Origin of the sequence: Deinococcus planocerae (assembly GCF_002869765.1) — a bacterium.
Lineage (GTDB): Bacteria > Deinococcota > Deinococci > Deinococcales > Deinococcaceae > Deinococcus > Deinococcus planocerae.
In genome coordinates this window covers 42221-65250 of sequence record NZ_PNOR01000020.1, presented here as the reverse complement: position 1 = coordinate 65250, position 23030 = coordinate 42221, and the positions used below count along the sequence as shown (strand labels likewise).

23 protein-coding genes and 1 tRNA gene are annotated in these 23030 nt (G+C 69.3%); 13 read left to right on the top strand and 11 right to left on the bottom strand.

Annotated features, from left to right (window positions below; translation table 11 throughout):
- Positions 1-50 precede the first annotated feature (50 nt).
- From paaD to paaA, 4 genes are all read right to left on the bottom strand, one after another.
- The gene (gene paaD, locus A7B18_RS12780; protein ID WP_102127079.1) at positions 51-557 is read right to left on the bottom strand and encodes a 1,2-phenylacetyl-CoA epoxidase subunit PaaD; all 507 of its coding nucleotides are present in this window, start codon (positions 555-557) and stop codon (positions 51-53) included.
- Positions 557-1366 (bottom strand): 1,2-phenylacetyl-CoA epoxidase subunit PaaC, encoded by an 810-nt coding sequence (gene paaC / locus A7B18_RS12775; protein WP_180970145.1) that lies wholly within the window; start codon positions 1364-1366, stop codon positions 557-559. Before paaC ends, paaD begins: the two co-directional genes overlap by 1 nt.
- Entirely contained in the window at positions 1363-2004 is a 642-nt protein-coding gene (locus A7B18_RS12770; RefSeq protein WP_102127077.1) for a phenylacetic acid degradation protein, read from the bottom strand. Before A7B18_RS12770 ends, paaC begins: the two co-directional genes overlap by 4 nt.
- 147 nt (positions 2005-2151) lie before the next feature.
- A complete protein-coding gene (gene paaA, locus A7B18_RS12765) occupies positions 2152-3114 on the bottom strand; it encodes a 1,2-phenylacetyl-CoA epoxidase subunit PaaA (protein ID WP_102127076.1) in 963 nt (320 codons plus the stop codon).
- 146 nt (positions 3115-3260) lie between these two features.
- Here paaA and A7B18_RS12760 point away from each other — a divergent pair, with 146 nt between their 5' ends.
- Entirely contained in the window at positions 3261-3866 is a 606-nt protein-coding gene (locus A7B18_RS12760; RefSeq protein WP_102127075.1) for a TetR/AcrR family transcriptional regulator, read from the top strand.
- A gap of 124 nt (positions 3867-3990) precedes the next feature.
- Here A7B18_RS12760 and A7B18_RS12755 read toward each other — a convergent pair.
- Positions 3991-4065: transfer RNA gene (locus tag A7B18_RS12755), tRNA-Ala, on the bottom strand.
- A gap of 94 nt (positions 4066-4159) precedes the next feature.
- Between A7B18_RS12755 and A7B18_RS12750 the strand changes: the two genes are divergently transcribed.
- Positions 4160-5458 carry an HD domain-containing protein gene (locus A7B18_RS12750; RefSeq protein ID WP_102127102.1) on the top strand — a complete coding sequence of 433 codons (1299 nt, stop codon included), beginning with the start codon at positions 4160-4162 and terminating at the stop codon, positions 5456-5458.
- Between the two features lie 58 nt (positions 5459-5516).
- Positions 5517-6962: a glycoside hydrolase family 13 protein gene (locus tag A7B18_RS12745; RefSeq protein ID WP_102127074.1), complete on the top strand. Its 1446-nt coding sequence runs from the start codon at positions 5517-5519 to the stop codon at positions 6960-6962.
- Positions 6963-7560: 598 nt separating this feature from the next.
- Here the strand turns inward: A7B18_RS12745 and A7B18_RS12740 are convergent.
- Positions 7561-8523, bottom strand: a complete 963-nt coding sequence (locus A7B18_RS12740; protein WP_102127073.1) for a homoserine dehydrogenase — start codon at positions 8521-8523, stop codon at positions 7561-7563.
- A 185-nt stretch (positions 8524-8708) separates the two neighbouring features.
- On the opposite strand from A7B18_RS12740, the gene prfA reads away from it, so the two are divergent.
- Both prfA and A7B18_RS12730 read left to right on the top strand, forming a co-directional pair.
- Positions 8709-9803, top strand: coding sequence for a peptide chain release factor 1 (prfA, locus tag A7B18_RS12735; protein WP_281260163.1), 1095 nt, complete (start codon positions 8709-8711; stop codon positions 9801-9803).
- A complete protein-coding gene (locus A7B18_RS12730) occupies positions 9790-10293 on the top strand; it encodes an NUDIX hydrolase (RefSeq protein ID WP_102127072.1) in 504 nt (167 codons plus the stop codon). Before prfA ends, A7B18_RS12730 begins: the two co-directional genes overlap by 14 nt.
- 60 nt (positions 10294-10353) lie before the next feature.
- On the opposite strand, the gene A7B18_RS12725 is transcribed toward A7B18_RS12730, so the two are convergent.
- From A7B18_RS12725 to tatA, 3 genes are read right to left on the bottom strand one after another with little or no spacing between them, the layout of a single operon-like run.
- Entirely contained in the window at positions 10354-11025 is a 672-nt protein-coding gene (locus tag A7B18_RS12725; RefSeq protein WP_102127071.1) for an anti-sigma factor, read from the bottom strand.
- Positions 11022-11615: an RNA polymerase sigma factor gene (locus A7B18_RS12720; RefSeq protein ID WP_102127070.1), complete on the bottom strand. Its 594-nt coding sequence runs from the start codon at positions 11613-11615 to the stop codon at positions 11022-11024. The genes A7B18_RS12725 and A7B18_RS12720 overlap by 4 nt, the downstream gene beginning before the upstream one ends.
- A gap of 39 nt (positions 11616-11654) precedes the next feature.
- Positions 11655-11924: a twin-arginine translocase TatA/TatE family subunit gene (gene tatA, locus A7B18_RS12715; protein ID WP_102127069.1), complete on the bottom strand. Its 270-nt coding sequence runs from the start codon at positions 11922-11924 to the stop codon at positions 11655-11657.
- Positions 11925-12092: 168 nt separating this feature from the next.
- Between tatA and A7B18_RS12710 the strand changes: the two genes are divergently transcribed.
- Positions 12093-13061, top strand: coding sequence for an RluA family pseudouridine synthase (locus A7B18_RS12710; RefSeq protein ID WP_180970144.1), 969 nt, complete (start codon positions 12093-12095; stop codon positions 13059-13061).
- Positions 13062-13063: 2 nt separating this feature from the next.
- Here the strand turns inward: A7B18_RS12710 and A7B18_RS12705 are convergent, their stop codons facing one another.
- Positions 13064-13453, bottom strand: a complete 390-nt coding sequence (locus A7B18_RS12705; RefSeq protein WP_102127067.1) for a hypothetical protein — start codon at positions 13451-13453, stop codon at positions 13064-13066.
- Between the two features lie 216 nt (positions 13454-13669).
- On the opposite strand from A7B18_RS12705, the gene A7B18_RS12700 reads away from it, so the two are divergent.
- The 7 genes from A7B18_RS12700 (at position 13670) to A7B18_RS12665 (ending at position 22233) form a co-directional block, all read left to right on the top strand.
- A complete protein-coding gene (locus A7B18_RS12700; protein WP_102127066.1) occupies positions 13670-15478 on the top strand; it encodes a DEAD/DEAH box RNA helicase in 1809 nt (602 codons plus the stop codon).
- Positions 15479-15989: 511 nt separating this feature from the next.
- Complete coding sequence (ilvB, locus tag A7B18_RS12695; protein ID WP_102127065.1) at positions 15990-17708, top strand: biosynthetic-type acetolactate synthase large subunit; 1719 nt, start codon at positions 15990-15992, stop codon at positions 17706-17708.
- Complete coding sequence (ilvN, locus tag A7B18_RS12690) at positions 17705-18322, top strand: acetolactate synthase small subunit (RefSeq protein ID WP_180970143.1); 618 nt, start codon at positions 17705-17707, stop codon at positions 18320-18322. The genes ilvB and ilvN overlap by 4 nt, the downstream gene beginning before the upstream one ends.
- Before the next feature lie 173 nt (positions 18323-18495).
- Complete coding sequence (gene ilvC, locus A7B18_RS12685; RefSeq protein ID WP_102127064.1) at positions 18496-19506, top strand: ketol-acid reductoisomerase; 1011 nt, start codon at positions 18496-18498, stop codon at positions 19504-19506.
- Positions 19507-19699: 193 nt separating this feature from the next.
- The gene (locus tag A7B18_RS12680) at positions 19700-21250 is read left to right on the top strand and encodes a 2-isopropylmalate synthase (RefSeq protein WP_102127063.1); all 1551 of its coding nucleotides are present in this window, start codon (positions 19700-19702) and stop codon (positions 21248-21250) included.
- A gap of 115 nt (positions 21251-21365) precedes the next feature.
- Positions 21366-21692: a DUF1330 domain-containing protein gene (locus A7B18_RS12675; protein ID WP_102127062.1), complete on the top strand. Its 327-nt coding sequence runs from the start codon at positions 21366-21368 to the stop codon at positions 21690-21692.
- A 277-nt stretch (positions 21693-21969) separates the two neighbouring features.
- Complete coding sequence (locus tag A7B18_RS12665) at positions 21970-22233, top strand: hypothetical protein (protein WP_102127061.1); 264 nt, start codon at positions 21970-21972, stop codon at positions 22231-22233.
- Positions 22234-22364: 131 nt separating this feature from the next.
- Here the strand turns inward: A7B18_RS12665 and A7B18_RS12660 are convergent, their stop codons facing one another.
- Positions 22365-23006 (bottom strand): class I SAM-dependent methyltransferase, encoded by a 642-nt coding sequence (locus A7B18_RS12660; protein ID WP_245872861.1) that lies wholly within the window; start codon positions 23004-23006, stop codon positions 22365-22367.
- Positions 23007-23030: the final 24 nt, after the last annotated feature.

Sequence of the window (23030 nt, the reverse complement as noted above, 5' to 3'; positions counted from 1 at the left end):
TGTTGTTCCCTCCATCTACGGTTACCTGTCCTCTGCGTTCGGTTTCCGTTTTAAACACTCTTAAACCCCTCGAACGGCTCCTTGCAGCTTTCGCACACGTACAACCTCTTGCACAGCGTCGGGCCGAAGCTAGCCGTCATTCTCACGTTCAGCGAGCCGCAGCGGGGGCAGCGGGTGGGTTCGGGGTCGAGGGTGATGAGGGGGGTGTCTCCGGCGGGGGCGGGGGGCGCGATGCCGTACTGGCGCAGCCGCTCGCGGGCGTCGGGCTGAATCCAGTCGGTCGTCCAGGGGGGCGTGAGGGTGCTGCGAACCTCCACGTCGGGCACGCCCAGCGCCCGCACCGCCTCGCCGATGGACTCGCGGATGACGTGCAGCGCGGGGCAGCCGGAGAAGGTGGGGGTAAACGTGACCGTCACCCGCCCGCCGTCCACCGCCACATCCCGCACCATGCCCATATCGGTGACGGACACGACGGGAATCTCGGGGTCGGGAACGTGGGCGAGGGCGGCCCACACGTCATCTGCTGAAAGCTGACGGCTGATCGCTGACCGCTCCATCACCACACCTCCGCGTTCGCGTGCTGTCGCGCCACGCCCTGCATCTCGGCGAGGAGGGGGGCGAGGTGTTCGGTGTGCACGTCCCGCCCTTCCGCCACCTCTGCCAGGGTCATCGGCAGGAGAAGGCCACACTTCCCAGTGAGGTGAGGCACGACGAAACCCTCCCAGCGGACGCGGACTTCCCCGAGGTCGGGGACGATTCCGGCGGCCACCAACTCCGCCTCTCCGAGCACCGGGTCGAACAGTTGGGCGACGTGGGGCCACAGCTCATTCAGCGCGTTCTGCGTGCGGCGGCGGCTCTCCTCGGTCCCGAGGGCGAGGCGCTCCACCCACAGGGCGGTGTGCTGAAGGTGGAACCTCTCCTCGCGCACGGCCTTGGCGGCAACCTCGGCAAGCGGGGCGTAGGTGCTCCCCCGCGCCGCGTCCAGCCACAGCGCCTCGTAGGCGTCGAAGAGAAACTGGCGCAGCATCGTGAAGGCCCAGTCGCCCTTCGGCAGTTCGACGAGGCGGACGTTCGTGAACTCGCCCGCGTCCCGGAAGAAGGCGAGGCGGTCGGAGTCAGAGCCGTCGAGCGCACGCCGCAGGTCGAGGTAGAGCGTGGCGTGCCCCAACTCGTCCTGCGCGATGTTGGCGAGGGCGATGTCCTCTTCGAGGATGGGCGCGTGCCCGGTCCACTCGCCGTCCCGGTGCGCCAGGATGATTTCGTCGTCGGCGAGGGCGGTGAGCTTGCGGATCAATACGGCCTGAAGCTCGGGCGTGAGCATCTCCTGCTGACGGCTGACGGCTGACGGCTGACCGCTCCCCGTCATCGCTGCACCTTCGGCGCCCTGTCGTGCGGGTGGTCGTAGACCTTATGGTCGCCGACATGGGGTTCCTCGTTCACGCGCCCCGGCATCTTGCCCTCCCGCTTGAGTTCGCCGACGCGCCGCCCGATCACCCCGTAATACTGCTGCTGCTTGTACGTCTTGTCCTTGGCGGGGGCGAACCAGCTCTCGACCGTGCCCGGATCGTCGCTCGTGCGGACCACGGCGGATTCGGGAAAGACGAGCCAGGTCAGCGCGTCCGGGTGCAGTTCCCGCGCCTGCCGCAGCGCGTCGCCGGGACCGCTCGCCTCCAGCGTGCCCACGAGGTCAACGAAGGTCATGGAGCGTTTGTGCGTCCGCTTGAGCCCCAGGTGGTAGGTGCCCGCTTCACCGGGAGTTTCCAGCACCTCGGGCCGGGCCGCGATCTCTTCCGGGGTAGCGGTCAGAATGTCGGATTCGCGCACCGCCCACAGGCTCACGGCGGAGGGACGGCGCGCGAAGACGTTGCGGGCGGTGAGCAGGGCGTGGTCGGGGTCCCCGGCGTGGACGCTCCCCACCGCCTGCCAGGGACGGTTCGGCGCGTCCTGCTTGAAGACCTCCCAGCGGGGCCATTGGGTGTCGGGGGTGGGCTGAGGCTGGGTCATGGGTTGGGGTCCTTGATGGGCGGGGGTGCGGCGTGTGACCCCTCCGCCCCTTCGGGGCACCTCCCCTTAAAGGGGAGGCAAGATGCCTGCCCGGCTCCCCTTTAAGGGGAGCTGTCAGCGAAGCTGCCTGAGGGGTTCGCCTTCGCCTCAGTCCGCCGCCTGCGCCACCTGCCGCGCCGCGTAAGCCTGCATGGCCTCGCGCACCCAGGCGCCGTCTTCGTGGGCCTTCTGACGGGCGCCGAGGCGTTCCTTATTGAGGCCACGCTGCCCCTTGACGACCGCCCAGAACTCGTCCCAGTTGATCGGCCCGTGCCGCCAGTTGCCGTCTGCGTCCTGATGCAGGTCAGGGTCGGGGATGGTCAGGCCCGCCTCCAGCAACTCGGGAACGTGCTCGTTGATGAACTCCTGCCTCACCTCGTCGTTCGTCTTGAGCTTGATGCCCCACTTGGCGAGCGCGCCCGTGTTGGGGCTGTCGGCGTCGTGCGGGCCGAGCATCATCAGGGCGGGCCACCACCAGCGGTTCAGGGCGTCCTGCGCCATCTGCCGCTGCTCGGGCGTGCCCCCCGCGTAGGTAACGATCATCTCCTTGCCTTGCTTGTGGTGGAAGGTCTCCTCCGAGCAGATGCGGACCATCGCCCGCGAGTAGGGACCGTAGGAGCACCCGGCGAGCATCGTCTGGTTCTTGATCGCCGCACCGTCCACCAGCCAGCCGATCATGCCCACATCGGCCCAGGTGTGGGTGGGGTAGTTGAAGATGGAGCTGTATTTCGCCTTGCCGCTCAGCAGCGCGTCCAGCATCTCCTCACGGGTCGCGCCCAGCGTCTCGGCGGCGTGGTAGAGATACTGGCCGTGCCCCGCCTCGTCCTGCACCTTGGCGATCAGGATGGTCTTGCGCTTGAGGCTGGGCGCGCGGGTGATCCACTCGCCTTCGGGGAGCATCCCGACGACTTCCGAGTGCGCGTGCTGGGAGATCATGCGGATGAGCTGGCGGCGGTACTCGGCGGGCATCCAGTCGCCAGCCTCGATCTTCTCGCCGCGCCCAATACGGGCCTCGAAGGCGGCGTGCTGCTCGGCACTCTCCGTCACGACACTGTCCATGTTCGTCGTCATGGGGTCCTCCTGGGTGGGGCGGCGAGGGCGGCTCGCGGGAGTTGAACTAACAGTAGTTAGGCAAGTATAGAAGATGGGAGGGGCGGCGTCAAATCCGTCTGCCCGGTGCCTGCCGGGCCCGTCTCACCTGCTACCCTGCGCGGGAGATGACGACGGCCCCCGGCCCTTCTTCGGAACGCAAGGAGCAGATTTACCGCACGGCGGCCCGGCTGTTCTCGGAGGTCGGGTACCGCTCCACGTCCATGCGCGACATCGCCGCCGCGCTGGGGATCAAGGCGGGCAGCCTGTACTCGCACATCGAGGGCAAGGAGGAGCTGCTGTGGGGCATCGTCACCCGGGTCGCCGACGAGTTCGACGAGGCCCTGCGGCCCGCCGGGGACGAGGCCCTCTCTCCTTCCGAGCGGCTGCGCTCTGCCCTGACGGCCTACACCGAGGTGGTCACCCGCAACCTGGAGTATGCGACAGTGCTCTTCAGCGAGTGGCGGCAACTTCCTCCCGAGCGGCAGGCGCAGGTCAAAGCGCGGCGCGACGCGGTGGAGCGCGTGTTTCGCGACATCCTCCAGGAGGGAGTGGCGGTGGGAGACTTCGTGCCGGACACGGATGTCAAGCTCACCGCCGTCCTCGCGCTCTCGGGGGCGAACTGGCTGCCCAACTGGTTTCGTCCTGAGGGAAGCCTCGGCCCTGGGCAGGTGGCCGAGCACTTCGCGGCGGTGCTGCTGCGGGGGATCGAGGCACGTCACGGGGAGGGGTAACCATCCTGGCGGGCAGCAACATCCTGCCGCTTGGGAACTCGGTGCTCCTGCTCCGAAATCCGCAAGGCTGCGTCTTTCCACCGGGGCGAAAAGAAAAACCGCGCTCCTGGCGCGGCTTCCTGACTGGTGGAGATTTGGGGATTCGAACCCCAGACCCTCCGCTTGCAAAGCGGATGCTCTCCCGCTGAGCTAAATCCCCAGCGGCCCCAGGCTAGCAGAGCCCGGGAGACGAGGCAAGGCTTAAGCCAACACGCCCACCGTGACGGCGGGGCAGCCCCGCTAGCATGGCCCCCATGTTCCGCCGCCGCCCTCCGCTCCCCTCCTTCCCGCCGGGCGCCCTGCTCGTGGGCGGCGCGGCCCGCGACTGGCTGCGCGGCGTGGCCCCCAGAGACTTCGACTGGGCGGCCCCCGACCCGGAAGGCGCGGCGCGGACGCTGGCGGCGGCGCTGGGAGGCTCGGCCTTTCCGCTCGACGAGGAGCGCGGCTACTGGCGCGTTCACACGGGGACCGGGGTGCAACACGACTTCGTGCCGCTGCCGGAGGACGTGACGGACGACCTGCTTCGGCGCGATTTCACCGTGAACGCGCTTGCCCTGACGGCTAGGCATGACGTGCTCGACCCCTCGGGCGGGCGGGCCGACCTCCGCTCACGGCGGCTGCGGATGGTCTCGGCGGCGAACCTGCGCGCGGACCCGTTGCGGGCGTGGCGGGCCGCACGCTTCGAGGTCACCCTCGGCTTCCGGTTGGAGGCGGAGACAGAGGCGGAGGTGAGGGCCGTCACGGCGGAGCTGGCGGCGGGGACGCTCCCCATGCCCGCGCCCGAGCGGGTGCGTGAGGAGATGCATGCCCTGCTCGCCCACGAGGACGCGGCACGCGGCCTCCTGCGGATGGAAGACCTCGGCCTGCTCGCCCTCACCCTGCCCGAGTTGAGGGAGGGCCTCGGGGTGATGCAGGGAGGCTTTCACCACCTCGACGTGTTCGGGCACGGCGTGGAGGCGCTGCACCAGCTTCTCGCCCGCTTCCCGGACGCCGACCTGCCCCTGCGCTGGGCCACCCTGCTGCACGACGTGGGCAAGCCGCGCGCGCGGGGCACCAATCCCCGGTCGGGCCGCACCACCTTCTACGAGCACGACCGGATCGGGGCGGCGCTCACGGGGCAGATTCTCACCCGGCTGCGGCTGCCCTCCGCGCAGGTCGAGCGGGCCTCCGCCCTCGTGCGGGCGCACATGGCCCCGCTTCCGGCGGGGGAGCGCGAGGCCCGGCGCTTCGTCCACCGCCGCCGCGACCTCCTGCCCGACCTCTTGCGCCTGATGCTCGCCGACCGCGAGGCGGCGCGCGGGCCCGACAGCCACCCGGCGATCCGCCACGCCTACGCGGAAGCGATGGACCGGGTGCTCGCGGCGCTGGAAGAGCAGCCCGCCGCCCCCCCGCCCCTCCTGACGGGTGAGGACGTGATGGCGCTGCTGGGCATTGGGCCGGGCCCCGCCGTCGGTCAGGCGCTGCGGGAGGTGGCGGAGGCGCAGGCGCTGGGCGAGGTGCGGACGCCCGAGGAGGCGCGGGCGCTGGTGCTCGCGCGGGCCGGGGAGCGTTAACCCTCTTCCGCTGTGCTGTGACGTTCCGGCGCGGCCCCGCTCGGTATCCTGCCCTGCGATGAGCCCCGAGTCGCCCTCCGTCACGCCCGAGTGGGTCAAGGACGCTATCTTCTACCAGATCTTCCCTGACCGCTTCGCACGCAGCGGTCGTGTGCGGGGGCTGAGCCTCCAGCCGTGGGGCAGCCCGCCGCAGCTCCACGGGTACATGGGCGGCGACCTGTGGGGCGTGGCCGAGCACCTCGACCATCTCCAGGCCCTCGGGGTCAGCGCGATCTACTTCTGCCCGGTCTTCCAGTCGGCGAGCAATCACCGCTACCACACCCACGACTACTTCCGGGTGGACCCCATGCTGGGCGGAGACGAGGCGCTGCGCCACCTCCTGGGCGAGGCGCACGCGCGGGGCCTGCGGGTGGTGCTCGACGGGGTGTTCAACCACGCCAGCCGGGGCCTGTTCCAGTTCAACGACCTGCTCGAACAGGGCGAGGCGAGCGCGTACCGTGACTGGTTCCACGTGTCCTCCTGGCCGCTGTACGCCTACCATCAGAGGAAACCCGCGAATTACCAGGCGTGGTGGGGCAACCGCGCACTCCCCAAGTTCAACACGGACAACCCCGCCGTGCGCGAGTTCCTGTGGGAGGTGGCCGAACACTGGACCCGCTTCGGGATCGACGGCTGGCGCCTCGACGTGCCCAACGAGATCGACGACGACGAGTTCTGGCGCGAGTTCCGCCGCCGGGTCAAGGGGATCAACCCCGACGCCTATATCGTGGGCGAGATCTGGGGCGACGCCCACCGCTGGCTCGCCGGGGACCAGTTCGACGCGGTGATGAACTACCACTTCACCCGGCCCTGCCTGGCCTTTTTCGGTGGGCGGACGCTCGACCACCCCATGAACGAGCGCAGCGGCACGGGCCGCGTGGAGCCGATGGACGCCGCCCAGTTCGCCCGCCGTATGACGGAAGTGACCCGGCTCTACCACCCCGACATCGTGGCCGCGCAGCTCAACCTGCTGGGCTCGCACGACACGGCCCGCTACCTGACGGCGGTGGGCGGGGACGCGACGGCCTACCGCCTCGCCACCGTCTTCCAGATGACGTACCTGGGGGCGCCGTGCATCTATTACGGCGACGAGGTGGGTCTCCACGGCGGCCCCGACCCCGACTGCCGCCGCGCTTTTCCCTGGCAGGGCGAGGAGGGCTGGGACCGCCAGACCCTCGGTCTCACGCGGACCCTCACCGCCGCCCGGCACGCTTCGGCGGCCCTGCGGCGCGGCACCTTCGAGGTGACCCACGCCCAGGGTGACCACCTCGCCTACACGCGCAGGCACGCGGAGGGGAACGCCCACGTCGCCCTCAACTGCGGCCAGGACCCCGCCCGCCTCCCCCTGGCGGGCGTGCAGCCGGGCACCTACCGGGACGTGCTGAGCGGACGAACCTTCGAGCTGGGCGGGGATACCGAGATGGAGGTTCCGGCGCGCGGGGCGGTGGTGCTCGTCAGAGGGTAGCGGAAGCGTGGAATGAAGAGGGCTGGGGGTGTACTCTCCCGCATCTCCGCGGCTCTCCGGGTTTTCCACAAAGAGAGAACAAGGCGTGGAAAGGCCGTTTCGCCGCCCTTGGAAACTGGTGGCCGGAAGGTGGGGGTGGGGCGGTGGGGTCGCTGACACCCCCCCTCCCAGCCTCCCCCACAAGGGGGGAGGAGCAAAAAGACAGCGTGTCGGGTGGGGAAGGTTCGGTGGAGCTGGTCACACGCCCCCTCACCCCACCCCTCTGCTTCGCAGCTCTGCGAGTCACCCGCAAGAGGAGAGGGAGAAAAAAGCTGAAGCCTTCGCGCTATTCAAAACGTCAATCCGGACGCCCCATGAGTGACAGAGAGTGAACGCTCCTGGCCCACGGCCCCGCCTTGCTCGCGCAGCGAGACGGTGGGGTGGCGACTGGGACGCGACAAGATCCGACCTTGCGCTGAGAAAGACCCAACCACCCGCGCCGCCCATGTGCCCTTGCCGAGCGCAGCGGAAAGCTCCCCCTGCCCCCTCAGGGGGGAGGGGGCTGGGGGGTGGGGGCAAACCGTCGCAAGTCGCCCCGCCCCCCAACCCCTCACACTCCTCAATGCAGCGGCACGTGCCCCGGGAACCCGATCAGCCAGTCGAGCAAGTCCCCCACTATCGCTGAGGCGGTGACCATCCCCCCCGCCCCACCCCCCGCGAAGATCAGCGTGCCGCTCTCCTCCCCCTCGTACACGAGCGCGTTGCGGCTCGCCCCCGCCGTGCAGAGGGGATGAGTCTCGGGCAGACGCTGCGGAGAAACGCGGGCATGCCAGCCGTCCCCCTCGCGGGAAAGCTCCGCGACGAGCTTGATCCGCTCCCCCGCCGCCCGCGCCCCGGCCACGTCCTCCAACGTCACCCCCTCGATGCCCTGCACCTGCACCGCCTCGTAGGGAAAGTTCCCGTCCGCGCAGAAGCGGGCGAGCACGGTGAGCTTGTGGGCGGTGTCGAAGCCGCCGACATCGAGGGTGGGCGGGTCCTCCGCGTAGCCGAGCGCCTGGGCCTCCTCCAGCGCCTGCGCGTACGTCTTCCCCCCCTCCATCTGGGTGAGGATGTAGTTGCAGGTGCCGTTGAGGACCGCCTGGAGCCGCACGAAGGTGCTCGCGCGCAACACGGTGCTCATCGGCCCGATAATGGGGGTGCCCGCCATGACGCTGGCCTCGTAATAGAGACGACCGTCCAGGGCGTACTCGCGCAATTCCTCCCACCGCTCGGCGAGCAGGGCCTTGTTGGCGGTGATGACGGGCCTACCCGAACGCAGGTAGGGCCGCAGCAGGGCGAGGGGCGACTCGATGCCGCCCAGCGCCTCGATCATGACGCCGCACTCCTGGAGGAAGGCGGGGTCGGTGGTCAGAGGCGTGCCTTCGGGAACGTTGCGGCCCTTGGCGGTGTCGCGGACGAGCACGCCCGCCACCTCGACCACGACGCCGAGGTTGTCGAAGATGTCCTTGCGGCGCTTCAGGAGGTGCAGCACGTCCTGTCCCACCGTGCCGCAGCCCAGCACGCCCACCGTGACGGTTCTCATCCCCCGGAATGTAACGTCGTCGGCGGCAGCGGGCGGCGGGCGGGTTAGACCGAGGCGGAAATTGGGGTGGCCTTCCGGTCGCCCTGCCGGGGCGGGCGCTAGACTGGGTTCATGATGCCCGTGTCCACCCCGTTTTTTCTCTGGTCGCGTCCGCCGTGGTGAGGGACGCCAAGCGTGGAGGCCGCTTGGAGGAGCTGGCCTCCGAATTCGGCATGGTCGAACGGGCGCTGGGCGACCCGGCGGCCCTCTCCGACGGTCGGGAATACACCCGCCTGACCCGCCGCCACCGCGAACTCCTGCCCCTCGTCACCCTCCACCGCGAGCGGGAGGCGGTCCTCGGCGACCTCGAAGGTGCCCGCGACCTCCTCGCCGACCCCGACATGCGCGAGCTGGCGGCGGGCGAGGTCGAGACCCTGACGAGCCGCCTCTCCGAGATCGACGCCGAGCTGGAGGTGCTGCTCCTCCCCACCGACCCCGACGATGCCAAGGATGTGATCCTGGAACTGCGCGCGGGGGCCGGGGGCGCGGAGGCGGGCCTCTTCGTGGTCGATCTGCTGCGGATGTACACCCGGTACGCCGAGGGGCTGGGCCTGAAACTGGGCGTCCTCGACGCCTCCGAGAGCGACCTGGGCGGGGCGAGCAAGGTGGTGGCCGAGGTGACGGGGGACTTCGCCTTCCGCGCCTTCAAGTGGGAGCGGGGTGTCCACCGGGTGCAGCGGGTGCCCGCCACCGAGTCGCAGGGCCGCATCCACACGAGCACGGTGACGGTCGCCGTGCTGCCCGAGGCCGAGCAGGGGGAGGTGGGGCTCGACCTCTCGGAAGTGCGGATCGACGTGTTCCGCTCGCAGGGGGCGGGCGGGCAGGGGGTCAACACGACCGACTCCGCCGTGCGCGCCGTGTACCGCGCCGGGACCCCGGACGAGATCGTGGTCGTGTGCCAGGACGGCAGAAGCCAGATCAAGAACCGAGAAAAAGCCCTGCTCGTCCTCGCCTCGCGCCTTGCCGAGCGGGAAAGGGCCGCGCGGGAGGAGCAGGAACGCCAGACGCGCGCCTCGCAGGTCGGGACGGGCGAACGCAGCGAGAAGATCCGGACCTACAACTACCCGCAGAACCGGGTGACCGATCACCGGCTGGAGGGCGAGGTCAAGAACTTCGCGCTGGAGACGGTCATGGCGGGGGGGCTCGCTCCCGTCGTGGCGGCCCTGGCGAGAGACGAGCGCGAGCGGCAACTGCTGGAGATGGGCGGCGCGGACGGGGGCGGGCAGTATGGGGCGGCGTGACCTCCTCGTCGCCGCCGGGGTGCTGCGCGACCGCTTCGGGCGGGTGCTGCTCGTCGGGAACGACTGGCAGGGGCTCGGACGGGTGCGCTACACCCTGCCGGGCGGGGTGGTGGAGAGCGGCGAGACCCTGCTCGAAGCCCTCTACCGCGAGATCGCCGAGGAGACGGGCCTCAAGCTCACCGGGATCAAGCACATGGCCTACACGGTCCATATCGAGGACGAGCGCCGGGGCGAGCGGGCCATCGCCGTGGCCTTCGAAGCGACCTGGGAGGGCCTCTTAAACCCCGCCGACCCCGACGGCTTCATCGTGGAGGCGCGGTTTTGCACGCCCGACGAGGCGCTCGAAAGGCTGGAGTCGCCCCCCATGCGCGAGCCGCTGAGCGACTACCTGCGCACGGGCGAGCCGGGCCGCTTCTACGCCTTCAAGGGCTGGGACGGGCGCGGGGGGTTGCGTGTGCCGCCTCTGAAATCGGAAACGTCGTCGCGCTGAGGAAGAGGGCGGCCCGCCCGGACCTTCCTGCGTCCAGGCGGGCCGTGTCGTTCGTACGAGTCAGAGTTGCCGCACCAGAATCGGCGTCGTCGTGGGCTGGGGGCTGCCGCCGGGGGGCTCGACGCTGACGGCAACCGTCGCGCCGGGCGTGAGCCCCGTGAGCAGGAAGCCCTGTCCCTCGAACACCCCCAGCGAGACGGGGACGCCGCCCCGAATCTGCCACATCTGGTAGACCCGCCCGGCCTCGGCGGGCCGCGCCAGATGCACGTACGCCCGGCCATCCGGCAGGCGCACGAGTTGCCCGAGGTCGCCCCCGTTCGCCTCCAGCCGCTGAACGGTCGCCCCCGGCGTGTTCGCGTAGCGCCGCAGCGGGTCATCCCCGGGCCGCAGGACGAACACGAGGGCGAGGGCCGCCGCGAGGCCCAGGGCGGCGAAGGGCAGCCAGGGCCGGTTCTTCCTGCGGGCGGGAGCGGGTGGGGGGGTGGACACCACCGGAGCCGCGGTCACCGACCTCTCCCGCGTCAGGCGGGCCATCAGCCGCTCCTCGGCGCCGTCCGGCACCGGCTCCTGCGGCAGTTCCTCAGCCAGGGCAGCGAGGGCCTGCTGGTCGGCGTCCACCCCCGCGCGCAATTCCGGGTCGGCCTCCAGCGCGGCGCGGACACGGGCCTCCTCCTCGGGAGGCAGGATGCCCAGGGCGTAGGCGGTGAGCTGGTCGCGGTCGGGGCTTGTCACGGGTGCTCACCTCCTTCCAGGGCGTCCGGTGCAGTCGAGGGGTCGGGTTGGGCCTTGCCGCTCAGGTGACGGCGCATCCGGTCGAGCGCCGCGCGCAGGCGGGACTTGACCGTGCCCACCGGCAGCCCCGTCAGCGCGGCGAGTTCCGAGTGGGAGTGGCCCCGGTAGTAGGCCAGTTCGACGAGTTCGCGCTGCGAGGGGTCGAGGGCCTGCACCGCGCGGCCCGCCAGGATACGGCCCAGGGGGTCGGGCGCCGCCACGGGCGCGTCCCAGTCTTCGAGTTCGAGCGCCGTGTCGGGTCGGTCGCGGAGTTCTTGCAAGAAGCGGTGGTGGGCGATGCTCACCAGCCACGTCTTGACGCTCGCCCGCGAGGGGTCGAAGCGGGCCGCGTGGCGCCAGGCGTTCATGAAGGCGTCTTGCACGCACGTCTCCACGTCCTCGCGCTGGCGCAGCATCCGGTGGCCGAGGGCGTAGAGCAGCCGGGCGTGACGGCGGTGCAGCTCCCGCAGGGCGTCCTCGTGTCCGCCCGCCACCCTCTGTATGAGGGCCTCGTCGGAGGCGTCGTCGGCGGGCGGGGGGGCTGGGGTCATGGGGTGACGCTCAGCCTAACAGGGCCGCGGGGCGAGGCGTCAGGAGTGGGGCGGATCAACGGGGGCGGCCTCGGGCTGGGGTGTCTTTCCCGCCCTCCCGACAGGAGACAGCACCGGCACCGGCGCGGGCACGTCCGGGGTGGTCTCGAGGCCGCGGCGCAGTTCTTCGCCGACCGCGCCTGTGGACTTGCGAAACTCGCGCAGGCCGTGGCCGAGGCTCTTGCCGAGTTCCGGCAGCTTGCGCGGCCCGAAGACGAGCAGCGCGATCAGGAGGACGACGAGCAGTTCACCGGGTCCGATGTTGGGCATGGGGCTTCTCCCTGGGGGCGACCGGCGGCGCCGGAAGAGGGGGCGTGGGGTTGGTCTGCGGGCCAGAGCCGTCTGTGCCCTCACCCGGCCATATGCCGCCCGCCCCGGTTCGGATTGCCCGCCTACCCTTCCTCAAGACTCGCTCAGCCCGGCGCTACACTGCCCGCCGTGACCGACCGCCCGGGCCCCCTCCACCTCACCGCCACGCCGGGCCGTCTGGACACGGTGCTCGCGGAGCTGACGGGGCAGAGCCGCTCGCAGGTCGCCGGGTGGATCGGGGGCGGGCATGTGGAGGTGGGGGGCGTGGTCGTCCGGAAAGCCAGCCTGAAATTGAAGGGGGGCGAGGCGCTGACCGTGCAGGTCCCCCCTCCCCCGGACGCCACCGTCTCGCCCGAGGATGTGCCCCTCGACGTGCTGTACGAGGACGAACACCTCATCGCCGTGAACAAGCCGCCCGGCATGGTGACCCACCCGGCGCCCGGCGTGTTCAGCGGCACCCTCGTCAACGCCCTGCTGGGCCGCATGACCCTGCCCGAGCAGGAGGGATTCGAGGGACCCGAGGGCTACCGTCCCGGCATCGTCCACCGCCTCGACAAGGACACGAGCGGCGTGATCGTGGTCGCCAAGACCGTGCAGGCGCACGCGCGGCTGGCCGCCGCCTTCAAGGACCGCGACACCCGCAAGACGTACCTCGCCATCGCGGCGGGGACGTGGCGGGCCGAGGGGCCGGTGCGGGTGGACGCCCCGATTGGCCGACATCCCACCGCGAGGCAGCGCATGACGGTCGGCGGTGCGAGCCCCCGCGAGGCGCAGACCCTCTTCACGCCGCTCGCCTCACATGGAGACGGGCACGGGCGCACCCTGGCCCTCGTCCGCGCCCAGCCGCGCACAGGCCGCACCCACCAGATTCGCGTCCACCTCGCGCACCTGGGAAGTCCGATTCTGGGGGACCCGGTGTACGGGCGAGAGAGTGCCGTGATCGGACGACACGCGCTGCACGCACATTTTCTGACTCTTCCTCACCCTGTCACAGGTGAGGCTTTGAACCTCCACGCGCCCGCCCCCGACGACATGCTGGGGGCGTGGGTGACGCTGGGGGGGACAGTTCCGGGGAGCTTGGAAACGGAGTCGGGGTAGGGCTACTCCCTGTCCATTTCCTCAAAAAGAACAGCAGCAATCTTCTCCCGGTCCGTCCAGTCATGAGGCGTAAGTCCGGTCCAGTCCGTGAACAGGTCCTGAGTTGGCTCGCATTCGTGGCGTGCCGCGACCAGCGCTACCGCCTCTTCAATCAGCGAGCGCGGCTGGCATCCTGCGTAGATGGCCTCACGAGCCGATCCTAAAAGCAGTTCGCCCAGGTGATATTCCTGTGCGTACTCGTCGAACGTTGCTTGATGGTCCCGGTAGTACGCGACGAACTCTGGCAGGCGTTCCGGGTCGGCGAACTCGATGCCCCAGTCCTGGTGACCCTCATGGTCAGGCAACCCAAGATCGGCGGCGGCCTGGCTTAGACGATTGGGCGTGGCGTCCATAGCTCAACGCTACCAGCGTCAGAACCGACACCTGTTTCACCCAAGGACCGCCGCCTCCCCACTTGATTTTCCCAAGCGTACCGTGTACACTTTCTCTTCGTGCGCCGCTCGGGATGTGCCCGGCGGCTGGAAGGTGCCCCCACTTTCAGGACATGCTGGATGCCGATTGAGGCGTTTGCTGGTCACTGGGGTCGTGCTTTCCCGAAAGGACCACAAATGAACTTTGATCAACTGATCGCGCCCGAACTCGCGGCGCGTCTCGCCCAGCGCGGCATCACCGAAGCCACCCCCATCCAGGTCGAGAGCCTGCCTCACGCGCTGGCGGGCAAGGACCTGATCGGTCGCGCCCGCACGGGCACGGGCAAGACGCTCGCGTACGCGCTGCCCATCATCCAGAACCTCGAACCCAGTCGCGAGCGGGGCCGCGCGCCGCGTGCCCTTGTGCTCGCCCCCACCCGCGAACTCGCCAAGCAGGTCGCCGAGGAGTTCGCCAAGAGCGGCGGCGACCTCGTGACCGCGACGGTGTACGGCGGCGCCGCGTACGGCCCGCAGGAGGGCGCGCTGCGCCGGGGCGTGGACGTGATCGTGGGCACCCCCGGTCGCCTGATCGACCACCTGGAGCGCGGCAACATCGACCTGAGCAAGGTCGAGTACGCCGTCCTGGACGAGGCCGACGAGATGCTGAGCGTGGGCTTCGCGGACGCCATCGAGACGATCCTCCAGGCGACCCCCGAGACCCGGCAGACGATGCTCTTCAGCGCCACGCTGAACGACGACATCCGCCGTATCTCGCGCAAGTACCTCAAGGATCCCGTGGTGGTGGACCTCGTGGGCGAGGGCCGCAGCCAGGCCGCCCAGAGCGTCGAGCACCTCAAGGTGAAGGTGGGCCGCACCCGCACCCGCGTGCTGGCCGACCTGCTGACCGTCTACAACCCCGAGAAGGCCATCGTCTTCACCCGCACCAAGCGAGAGGCGGACGAGCTGGCGAACGAGCTGATCCACCGCGGCATCGAGTCCGAGGCGCTGCACGGGGACCTGGCGCAGTCTCAACGTGAGCGGGCGCTGGGCGCCTTCCGTGCCGGACGGGTCGGCGTGCTCGTCGCGACCGACGTGGCGGCGCGTGGGCTGGACATCCCCGAAGTGGACCTCGTGGTGCAGTACCACCTGCCGCAGGACCACGAGAGCTACATCCACCGCTCGGGCCGCACGGGTCGCGCGGGCCGCACCGGCACCGCCATCGTGATGTACGGCGACCGTGATGGCCGCGAGATGCGGGGCCTGGAGTACCGCACGGGCGTGCAGTTCGTCGAGCGTCCCCTGCCCACCCCGAAGGAAGTGCAGGCCGCGAGCGCCAAGTCCGCCGCCGACCTGATCCGCAAGGTGGACCCCGAGGTGGCGACGAGCTTCCAGGCAGAGGCCGAACGCCTCTTCAGCGAACTCGGCCTGGAGGCGCTGACCCGCGCGCTTGCCAAGGTCAGTGGCGTGAGCGAGCCCGTCAAGGCCGCCAGCCTGCTGAGCGGTGAGGAGGGGCTGACCACCCTGATCCTGCACGGCGAGCGCCTGAGCGTGGCCCGCGCGGTGGCCCTGCTGGCGCGGGGCAGCGACGTGGACACCCGCCGCCTGGGCCGGGTGCGCCAGTGGCGCGGCGGCGCGGTGGCGGACGTGCCCAGCGAGTACGTCGAGAAGCTGCTCGCCGCCTCCCCTCTGGAGGGCGAGATCGGCGTGGAAGTCGCCGAGGAACTCCCCGAACTCTTCGAGCAGCCTGCCCGCGAGGGACGCCAGGGTGGCAACTCCGGCGGCGGACGTGGCTACCGCGACGAGGGCGGCTACCGTGGCGGACGCCAGGGCGGCGGCTCCTACGGGAACGGCCAGGGCGGGCGCGGCGGCTACGGCAACCAGGGCGGCTACCGGAACGACCGTGGCGGTCAGGGCCGTTGGAGCCGCGAGCGCGACGGTGGCAACCAGGGCGGCGAGCGTCGCCGCGAGGACTTCGCCGACCGCGAGTTCGTGCCCGCCGGACGCTGAAGCAACTTTTCAGGTCGTGCCCCTGCCCGAGTGGTGGGGGCGCTTTTGCTGTGGGGGTGGGCAAAAGGTCCGCGGACACCCGTGCTGGCCCGCAGGACTCTCCCCGTTCAGGGTCACGAGGGGATGCGGCGCCCTTCGTCCTGACCGGAGCCACCCTTTCCCGAACGCCCGTCTGTTCCCTGTCCCGTACCGCCCGCCTCATCTAGACGCGCCTTGATCCTTCCCCTGCCCGCGCCGTAGGGTGAACCCATGAGCCGCATTCTCGTGGTGGTATTTCTTAGCGCCGGGGGTTGATGGCCGCTAAGCGCGAGCGCGTGCCACCCCCCCGCCGACCACAGGGCGGGGGGTTCTCAATGGGGGCAAAGGAGAGGTCAGGCATGGGGATCAGGGGACAGCAAGGACAACGAGAAGCGGCCCGACAGGGGCTGTCACTTCGCGCCGCGCCGCCTTCGGGGAAGCGTGGCGCGCGTCTTTTGGAGTCGGCCACGAGCGGGACTGTGAGGAGGAACGCATGACGCAGACGGAACTCAACGGCGCCAAGGCCCTCTGGGCCGCCCTCTCCGCGCACGGCATCTCGACCGTGTTCGGCTACCCCGGCGGGGCGATCATGCCCGTGTACGACGCGCTGACCTTCTACCCGGAGGTGCGGCATGTGCTCGCGCGGCACGAGCAGGGCGCCATCCACGCGGCGGAGGGCTGGGCCAAGGCGACGGGCGAGATCGGCGTATGCATCGCCACCTCCGGGCCGGGGGCGACCAACCTCGTGACTGGGCTGGCGGACGCCATGCTCGACTCGGTGCCGATCCTGGCGATCACGGGCAACGTCGCCCGGCACCTGATGGGCACGGACGCCTTCCAGGAGGCGGACATCACCGGGATCACCCTGCCGGTCACCAAGCACAATTACGTCGTGCGCGACGTGGAGGAACTGCCCCGCGTGATCGCCGAGGCCATCCGCATCGCGCGCAGCGGGCGGCCCGGTCCCGTGCTCGTGGACATTCCCAAGGACATCCAGCTCGCGCCTTACCACGGGGAGATCGCCGTCCCACACGCCCGGCCCGAGATTCCCGCGCCCAAGCCTGAGGCCATCGAGAAGGCCCGCGAACTCCTCCAAAGCGCGAAAAAGCCCGTCATCATGGTCGGCGGCGGCTCGCTGGACGCGGCGGCGGAGATCACCGCCCTCGCCCGCGCCTGGGACATTCCCGTCATTACGACGCTGATGGGGCTGGGTTCCTTTCCGTCCTCCGACCCCCTCTGGCTGGGGATGCCGGGGATGCACGGCTCGGTTGCGGCGAACCGGGCCATCTCCGAGGCGGACGTGCTTCTCGGCATCGGGCTCCGCTTCGACGACCGGGTGACGGGCCGGGTGAACGGCTTCGCGCCGAACGCCTCGATCATTCACGTGGACCTCGACGCCGCCGAGATCGGCAAGATCGTGCGGACGCATGTTCCGGTGCGGGGGGACGCGCGGGTGGCCGCCGGGCTTCTCGCCGAGGGGGCGCAGAAGCTCGACCTGCCCGAGTGGCGGGAAAGGGTCGCCGAGTGGAAGACCCGCACCCAGGACCCCGACCACTGGGGCGCCGGGTACGCGGTCAAAGCGGTGGTGGACCGGCTGCGGCCCGACGACATCCTCTCCTCGGACGTGGGCCAGCACCAGATGCTCGCCGCGCAGCTCGCGCGCTTCGAGAAGCCCCGGCGCTGGATCAATTCGGGCGGCCTGGGAACGATGGGCTTCGGCTTCCCGGCGGCGATTGGAGCGGGGATGGCCGAGCCGGGCGTGCGGAGCATCGTGGTCGCGGGGGACGGCGGCTTTCAGATGACGGCCCAGGAACTCGCCACCCTGAAGAAGTACGACGTGCGGAACGTCAAGATCTGCATCATCAACAACTCGTTCCTGGGGATGGTCCGCCAGTGGCAGGAACTCTTCCACGAGCGCCGCTACTCCGAGGTGTACCTGGGCGACTCCAACCCCGACTTCCTGAAGCTCGCCGACGCCTACGGGGTGCCCGCCTACCGCGCGGACTGCGCCGAGGAATTGCCCGAGGCCATCGACGCGTGGCTGAACGACCCCAAGAGTTCGCTGCTGGAGATCGTGGTGCCCAACGAGCACGGCGTCTTCCCGATGGTGCCCGCCGGGGCCTCCCTGAGCGAGATGATCGAGACGGAACCCCCCCGCCCCACCCCCGGCATCGAGAAGAACGAGGCCGCCGAGGAGGCGAAGAACGCATGACGGCCCCCTTCGACCCCGGCCAGAAAGACCACCTCGTCTCCGCCCTCGTGCGCGACGAGCCGCGCGTGCTGACCCGCATCACCTCACTCTTCGGGCGGCGCGGGTACAACATCAGGAGTCTCAGCGTGGGCTCGACCGAACACCCCGGCCTCAGCCGCATGACCTTCGTGGTGACGGGCGACCGGGGTGTGGTGGAACAGGCGATGCGCCAGCTCGAAAAGCTTCACGACGTGGTGAAGATCATCGACCACAGCCTGGAGAAGTTCGTGGACCGCGAACTCGTGCTCGTGAAGGTCGCCATCACGCCGGAAAGCCGGGTGGAGGTGCGCCAGATCGCCGAGGACTTCCGCGCCCGCATCGTGGACGTGGGCCGCCACGCCCTGACTTTCGAGGTGACGGGCGACGAGGGCAAGATCACGGCCTTTATCGAGCAGATGCGCCCCTTCGGCATCATCGAGACGATGCGGACGGGGCGGGTGGCCCTGACGCGCGGCTCGAACGCCGACATTCCCAGCCACGTCTACCACGAGGGGGAGACGGAGACGCTGAGGCCCGTCGTGGAGGCTGCCGAGGCGCGCGAGACGCAGGCGGGAGGGGTGCCGAATCTGTTCTGAGTCGAGGGCGACCCCTCAGTCAGCTTCACTGACAGCTCCCCTGAAAAGGGAGCCAAAAAGCACCCTGGCTCCCCTTGAGGGGAGCTGGCGCCGAAGGCGACTGAGGGGTTTACGCCGCCCCCTCCCCTAGCTCACATTCCCCCCCACCTCACACTCTGTAGGAGAATCCCCCAATGCCAGCCAAGATGTACTACGACCGCGACGTGTCCCTCTCCCCCATCGAGGACAAGCTCATCGCCATCATCGGCTACGGCTCGCAGGCGCACGCGCACGCGCAGAACCTGCGGGACAGCGGCCTGAACGTGGTCGTCGGTCTGCGGGAAGGGTCGAGCAGCCGCGTCAAGGCGGAGCAGGCGGGCCTGCGCGTCGCCAGTATCGAGGACGCGACGCGCGAGGCGGACGTGGTGATGCTGCTGATCCCCGACGAGACGCAGCCGAAGGTGTACGAGGAGAGCATCGCGCCGAACCTCACCGACGGCAAGGCGCTCGCCTTCGGGCACGGGTTCAACATCCACTTCGGGCGCATCAAGCCGCCCGCCGGGGTGGACGTGTTCCTGGTCGCTCCAAAAGGTCCCGGCCACATGCTCCGGCGCGTGTACGTGGACGGGGCGGGGATGCCCAGCATCTTCGCGGTGGGGCAGGACGCGACCGGGCAGGCACGGGAGATCGCGCTCGCCTACGCGCGGGGCATCGGCGGCACCCGGGCGGGCGTGCTGGAGACGACCTTCAAGGAGGAGACGGAGACGGACCTCTTCGGCGAGCAGTCCGTTCTCTGCGGCGGCGTCACGCACCTGATCCAGGCGGGCTTCGAGACGCTGGTGGAGGCGGGCTACCAGCCGGAAATCGCCTACTTCGAGACGCTGCACGAGGTCAAGCTGATCGTGGACCTGATCTACGAGAAGGGCTTCGAGGGGATGCGACACTCCATTTCCAACACGGCGGAATTTGGCGACTACGTGACCGGCCCGCGCATCATCACGGACGAGACGAAGGCGACCATGAAGGACGTGCTGGGCGACATCCAGTCGGGCAAGTTCGCCCAGAGCTTCATCCGGGACGCCGAGAGCGGTTTCCCGTACATGAACGAGCAGCGGAGCAAGATGCGGGATCACACGTTGGAAGTCGTGGGGAAGGAACTGAGAGACCAGATGCCCTTCATCAGCAAGAAGGAGCTGGAGGTCTGAGCGTCTAGACACCTGCGCCTTCCGCCAGGGTGTCCCTCGTTACCATGCCAGCCATGAAAGCGTTCGGCCTCCTTCTTCTTGGCGTTCCTCCGGTGGAGTGAGCGGCAAAGAGGTTTGCCTGAACCCCCGGAGGAACCGCCCTCCGGGGCTTTTCTTTGTCCGTCTCCGACCTCGCGCCCCCAGGAGCCCCGACATGACCCAGCAAGAGCAACAACCCCAGCCCATCCGCATCTTCGACACCACCCTGCGCGACGGTGAGCAGTCGCCCGGCGTGGCGCTGAACCACACCCAGAAGCTGGAGATCGCCCACCAGCTCGCCCGCTTGGGCGTCGACGTGATCGAGGCGGGCTTCCCCATCGCCTCCCCCGGCGACTTGGAGGGTGTGAGCCGTATTGCGCGCGAGGTCCGCGGGCCGATCATCGCCGGGCTGGCGCGGGCGAACCGGGCCGATATCGAGGCGGCGGCGAAGGGCGTGGAGCTGGCGGAACAGCCCCGCATCCACACCTTCATCGCCACCAGCCCGATTCACATGGCGAAGAAGCTGAACCTGGAGCCCGACGCCGTGATCGAGCGGGCGGTCGAGGCGGTGCGCCTGGCCCGCTCCTTCGTGGATGACGTGGAGTTCAGCGCGGAGGACGCCACCCGCTCTGAGCCCGAGTTCCTGGCGCGCATTTTCCGGGCGGTGGTGGCCGAGGGCGCCACGACGATCAACGTCCCCGACACGGTGGGCTACACCACCCCCGAGGAAATGCGCGCCCTGTTCGCCTACCTGAAGGGCGCGCTACCGGGGCACGTCATCCTCTCCGCCCACTGCCACGACGACCTGGGGATGGCGGTGGCGAACTCGGTCGCGGCGGCGCAGGGCGGGGCGCGGCAGATCGAGTGCACGGTGAACGGGATCGGCGAGCGGGCGGGAAATGCCAGCCTGGAGGAGATCGTGATGGCCTTCCACACGCGCGGGGACGTGTACGGCTTCACCACGGGCATCCGCACCCGCGAGCTGTACCGCGCTTCTAGGATGGTGAGCCGCCTGAGCGGGATGCCGGTGCAGCCCAACAAGGCCATCGTGGGGGACAACGCCTTCGCGCACGAGTCGGGCATCCACCAGGACGGGGTGATCAAGGCCCGCGAGACCTACGAGATCATGAACGCCGAACTGGTGGGCCGCGAGGCCGCCGTCCTGGTGATGGGCAAGCACTCGGGCCGCGCCGCCTTCCGCAAGGCGCTCACCGACCTGGGCTACAACGTGCCCGAGGAGCGCGTCAAGGACCTCTTCGCCCGCTTCAAGGACCTCGCCGACCGCAAGGGGCAGATTTACGCCGACGACCTGCGCGCCCTGGTGGAAAGCCGGACCGACGTGCCGCAGACCTTCGTGCTGGAGCGATTCCAGGTCACGAGCGGCACCGACATGCAGCCCCTCGCCTTCGTGCGCCTGACCACACCCGACGGCCCGCGCGAGGGCACGGCGAGCGGCGACGGGGCGGTCGAGGCCGTCTTCAATGCGCTCAACGGCGTGACCGGCATCAAGCCGGAACTGGAGATTTACCGCGTCCAGGCCGTCACGAAGGGGGCCGAGGCGCTCGGCGAGGTCAGCGTGAACACCCGTTACGGCGAGATGAGCATTCACGGCACGGGCGTCGCGCCGGACGTGGTGGAGGCGTCGGCGCGGGCGTGGCTGCGGGTGATCAACCAGATCGTCGCCGGGGTGGGCAAGAGCCGCCAGGTGAGCCAGACGACGGTGTAATGGGGGAGAAGGCAGGGGGCGGGGGCAACTCCGCCTGTTGCCCTTTGAGAAGCGCAGAGACCGGCTGAGATGCGGTTTCACCCCAGGTGTCTGGCCCCGAAGTTCAGGAGGAAGCATGACCGTCTACGTGATCGGCCTGATCGACGTGCAGGACCCGGAGGGCTACCCCACCTACTCGCGGCAGGTCTCTGCGACCCTCGAACCTTACAGTGGGCAGTTTCTCGTGCGCGGCGGCGAGCCCCAAGCGCTGGAAGGCACGGTGCCGGAACGGGTGGTGGTCCTCGCCTTTCCCTCTGCCGAGCAGGCCCGCGGTTGGTACGACTCGGAGGGGTACGCCCGGATTCGCCCACTGCGGCAGCAGATGGCGACCGGCCACCTCATCCTGGCGCACGGTATAGATGAGCCTTCCCAGAGCGCCCAGGTGGATCAGACGACGGCGTGAGGGGTTCGGGTAGAGACCCGACCCTGGGCTTCCCTCCACTGGGGCGTGCCGCGTTGGCTCTGGAGAACCACACGGTGGGCTTTTAGGAACGTGCGGAGTACCAGGAGTGGCGCTCGTTGCTTCACTATTTCTACAACTCCTTCTCGACGGTGGAGCATTTCGTGCAGGTGTTGCCGTGAGCTTCCCCGGTCGGTTGGGAAGCCTCATCACACCGCTCGGGCCTCCCTTCCCCCACCGTGGGGATACCCTTCCGCCGCATCTTTATTCAAACTTAATCATGGCAGAGACGCCGACCCGTTTGGAACTGCTCGCGACCGGAGAGAAATACACGCGGCCCCTGCCTCCCCACGGCACGCCCTGGCTGCTGGGAGAAACGCTGGGTGGGCATACCCGCATGGGCTTTCGCCACGGCACGCTGTACCTCTCCATGAAGCCGGGCAAGACCTTCCCGGAGGACCTGACCCAATATGACCACGACCGCGCCGCCGCGCTGGGGGTGCTGTTCGAGGGCGAGCCCGTCACCGACCTCGGGCTGGACTAGGGTATTCGGGGGCGATGGCTCTTTACACCCACCTGTGACAAGCGAATTGCTGATGATGTCAAAAACGACTCGACAAATCATCTGCGCCGTCCTGCCCATGTTGGGTGACGACCTGACGAAACCTCAATCCACTAATCAGCTTGAGCTGGTCCGCGGTATGCGCGGGTGCATATAGCGCCATAGGGGGTGCCGGTGCCGTGGGTATGGCGGATGGACGCGAACCCCCTCTCACGAAGCAGCGCGTCCAGCGCCCCCTCGGAGTACAACCGGAAGCCATACTGCTCCAGGCCCTTATTTTTCAGGCCCGCCGCCGGATGGTACCCGAGCAGAAGGCGCCCACCCGGCTTCAACACACGGTGAATCTCAGACAGTGCCCGTTCAGGGTCAGGCCAGAAGTAGACGGTGTTGACGGACAAAACGGCATCAAAGCATCCATCCCCGTAAGGAAGCACCGAGACCTCACCCTGACGGACCTCGGCCCGGCCCGCACGAATCCAACGTCGGCACCGACGGCGAGCGCTCGTGACCATCGATTCGGAAGGATCGATGCCAGCCACGAATCCCTGCGGAATCTTCCCAGCGATGCGTGCGAGCGTCCGCCCAGTCCCAAAGCCGATCTCCAAAATGCGCTCATGGCCCGTGAGCGCGAGCTGACTGTAAACCAAGTGATTGAGCTGGCGATTTTCCCAGTCCATGAGGAGTCCGATCAGCCCACCGAACGCTCCTGCCGGGTGACCGAACTGCCGCGCCATCCACCCTTCGAATCGGACCACAATCCTTCTGACCGTGCGTTTCCA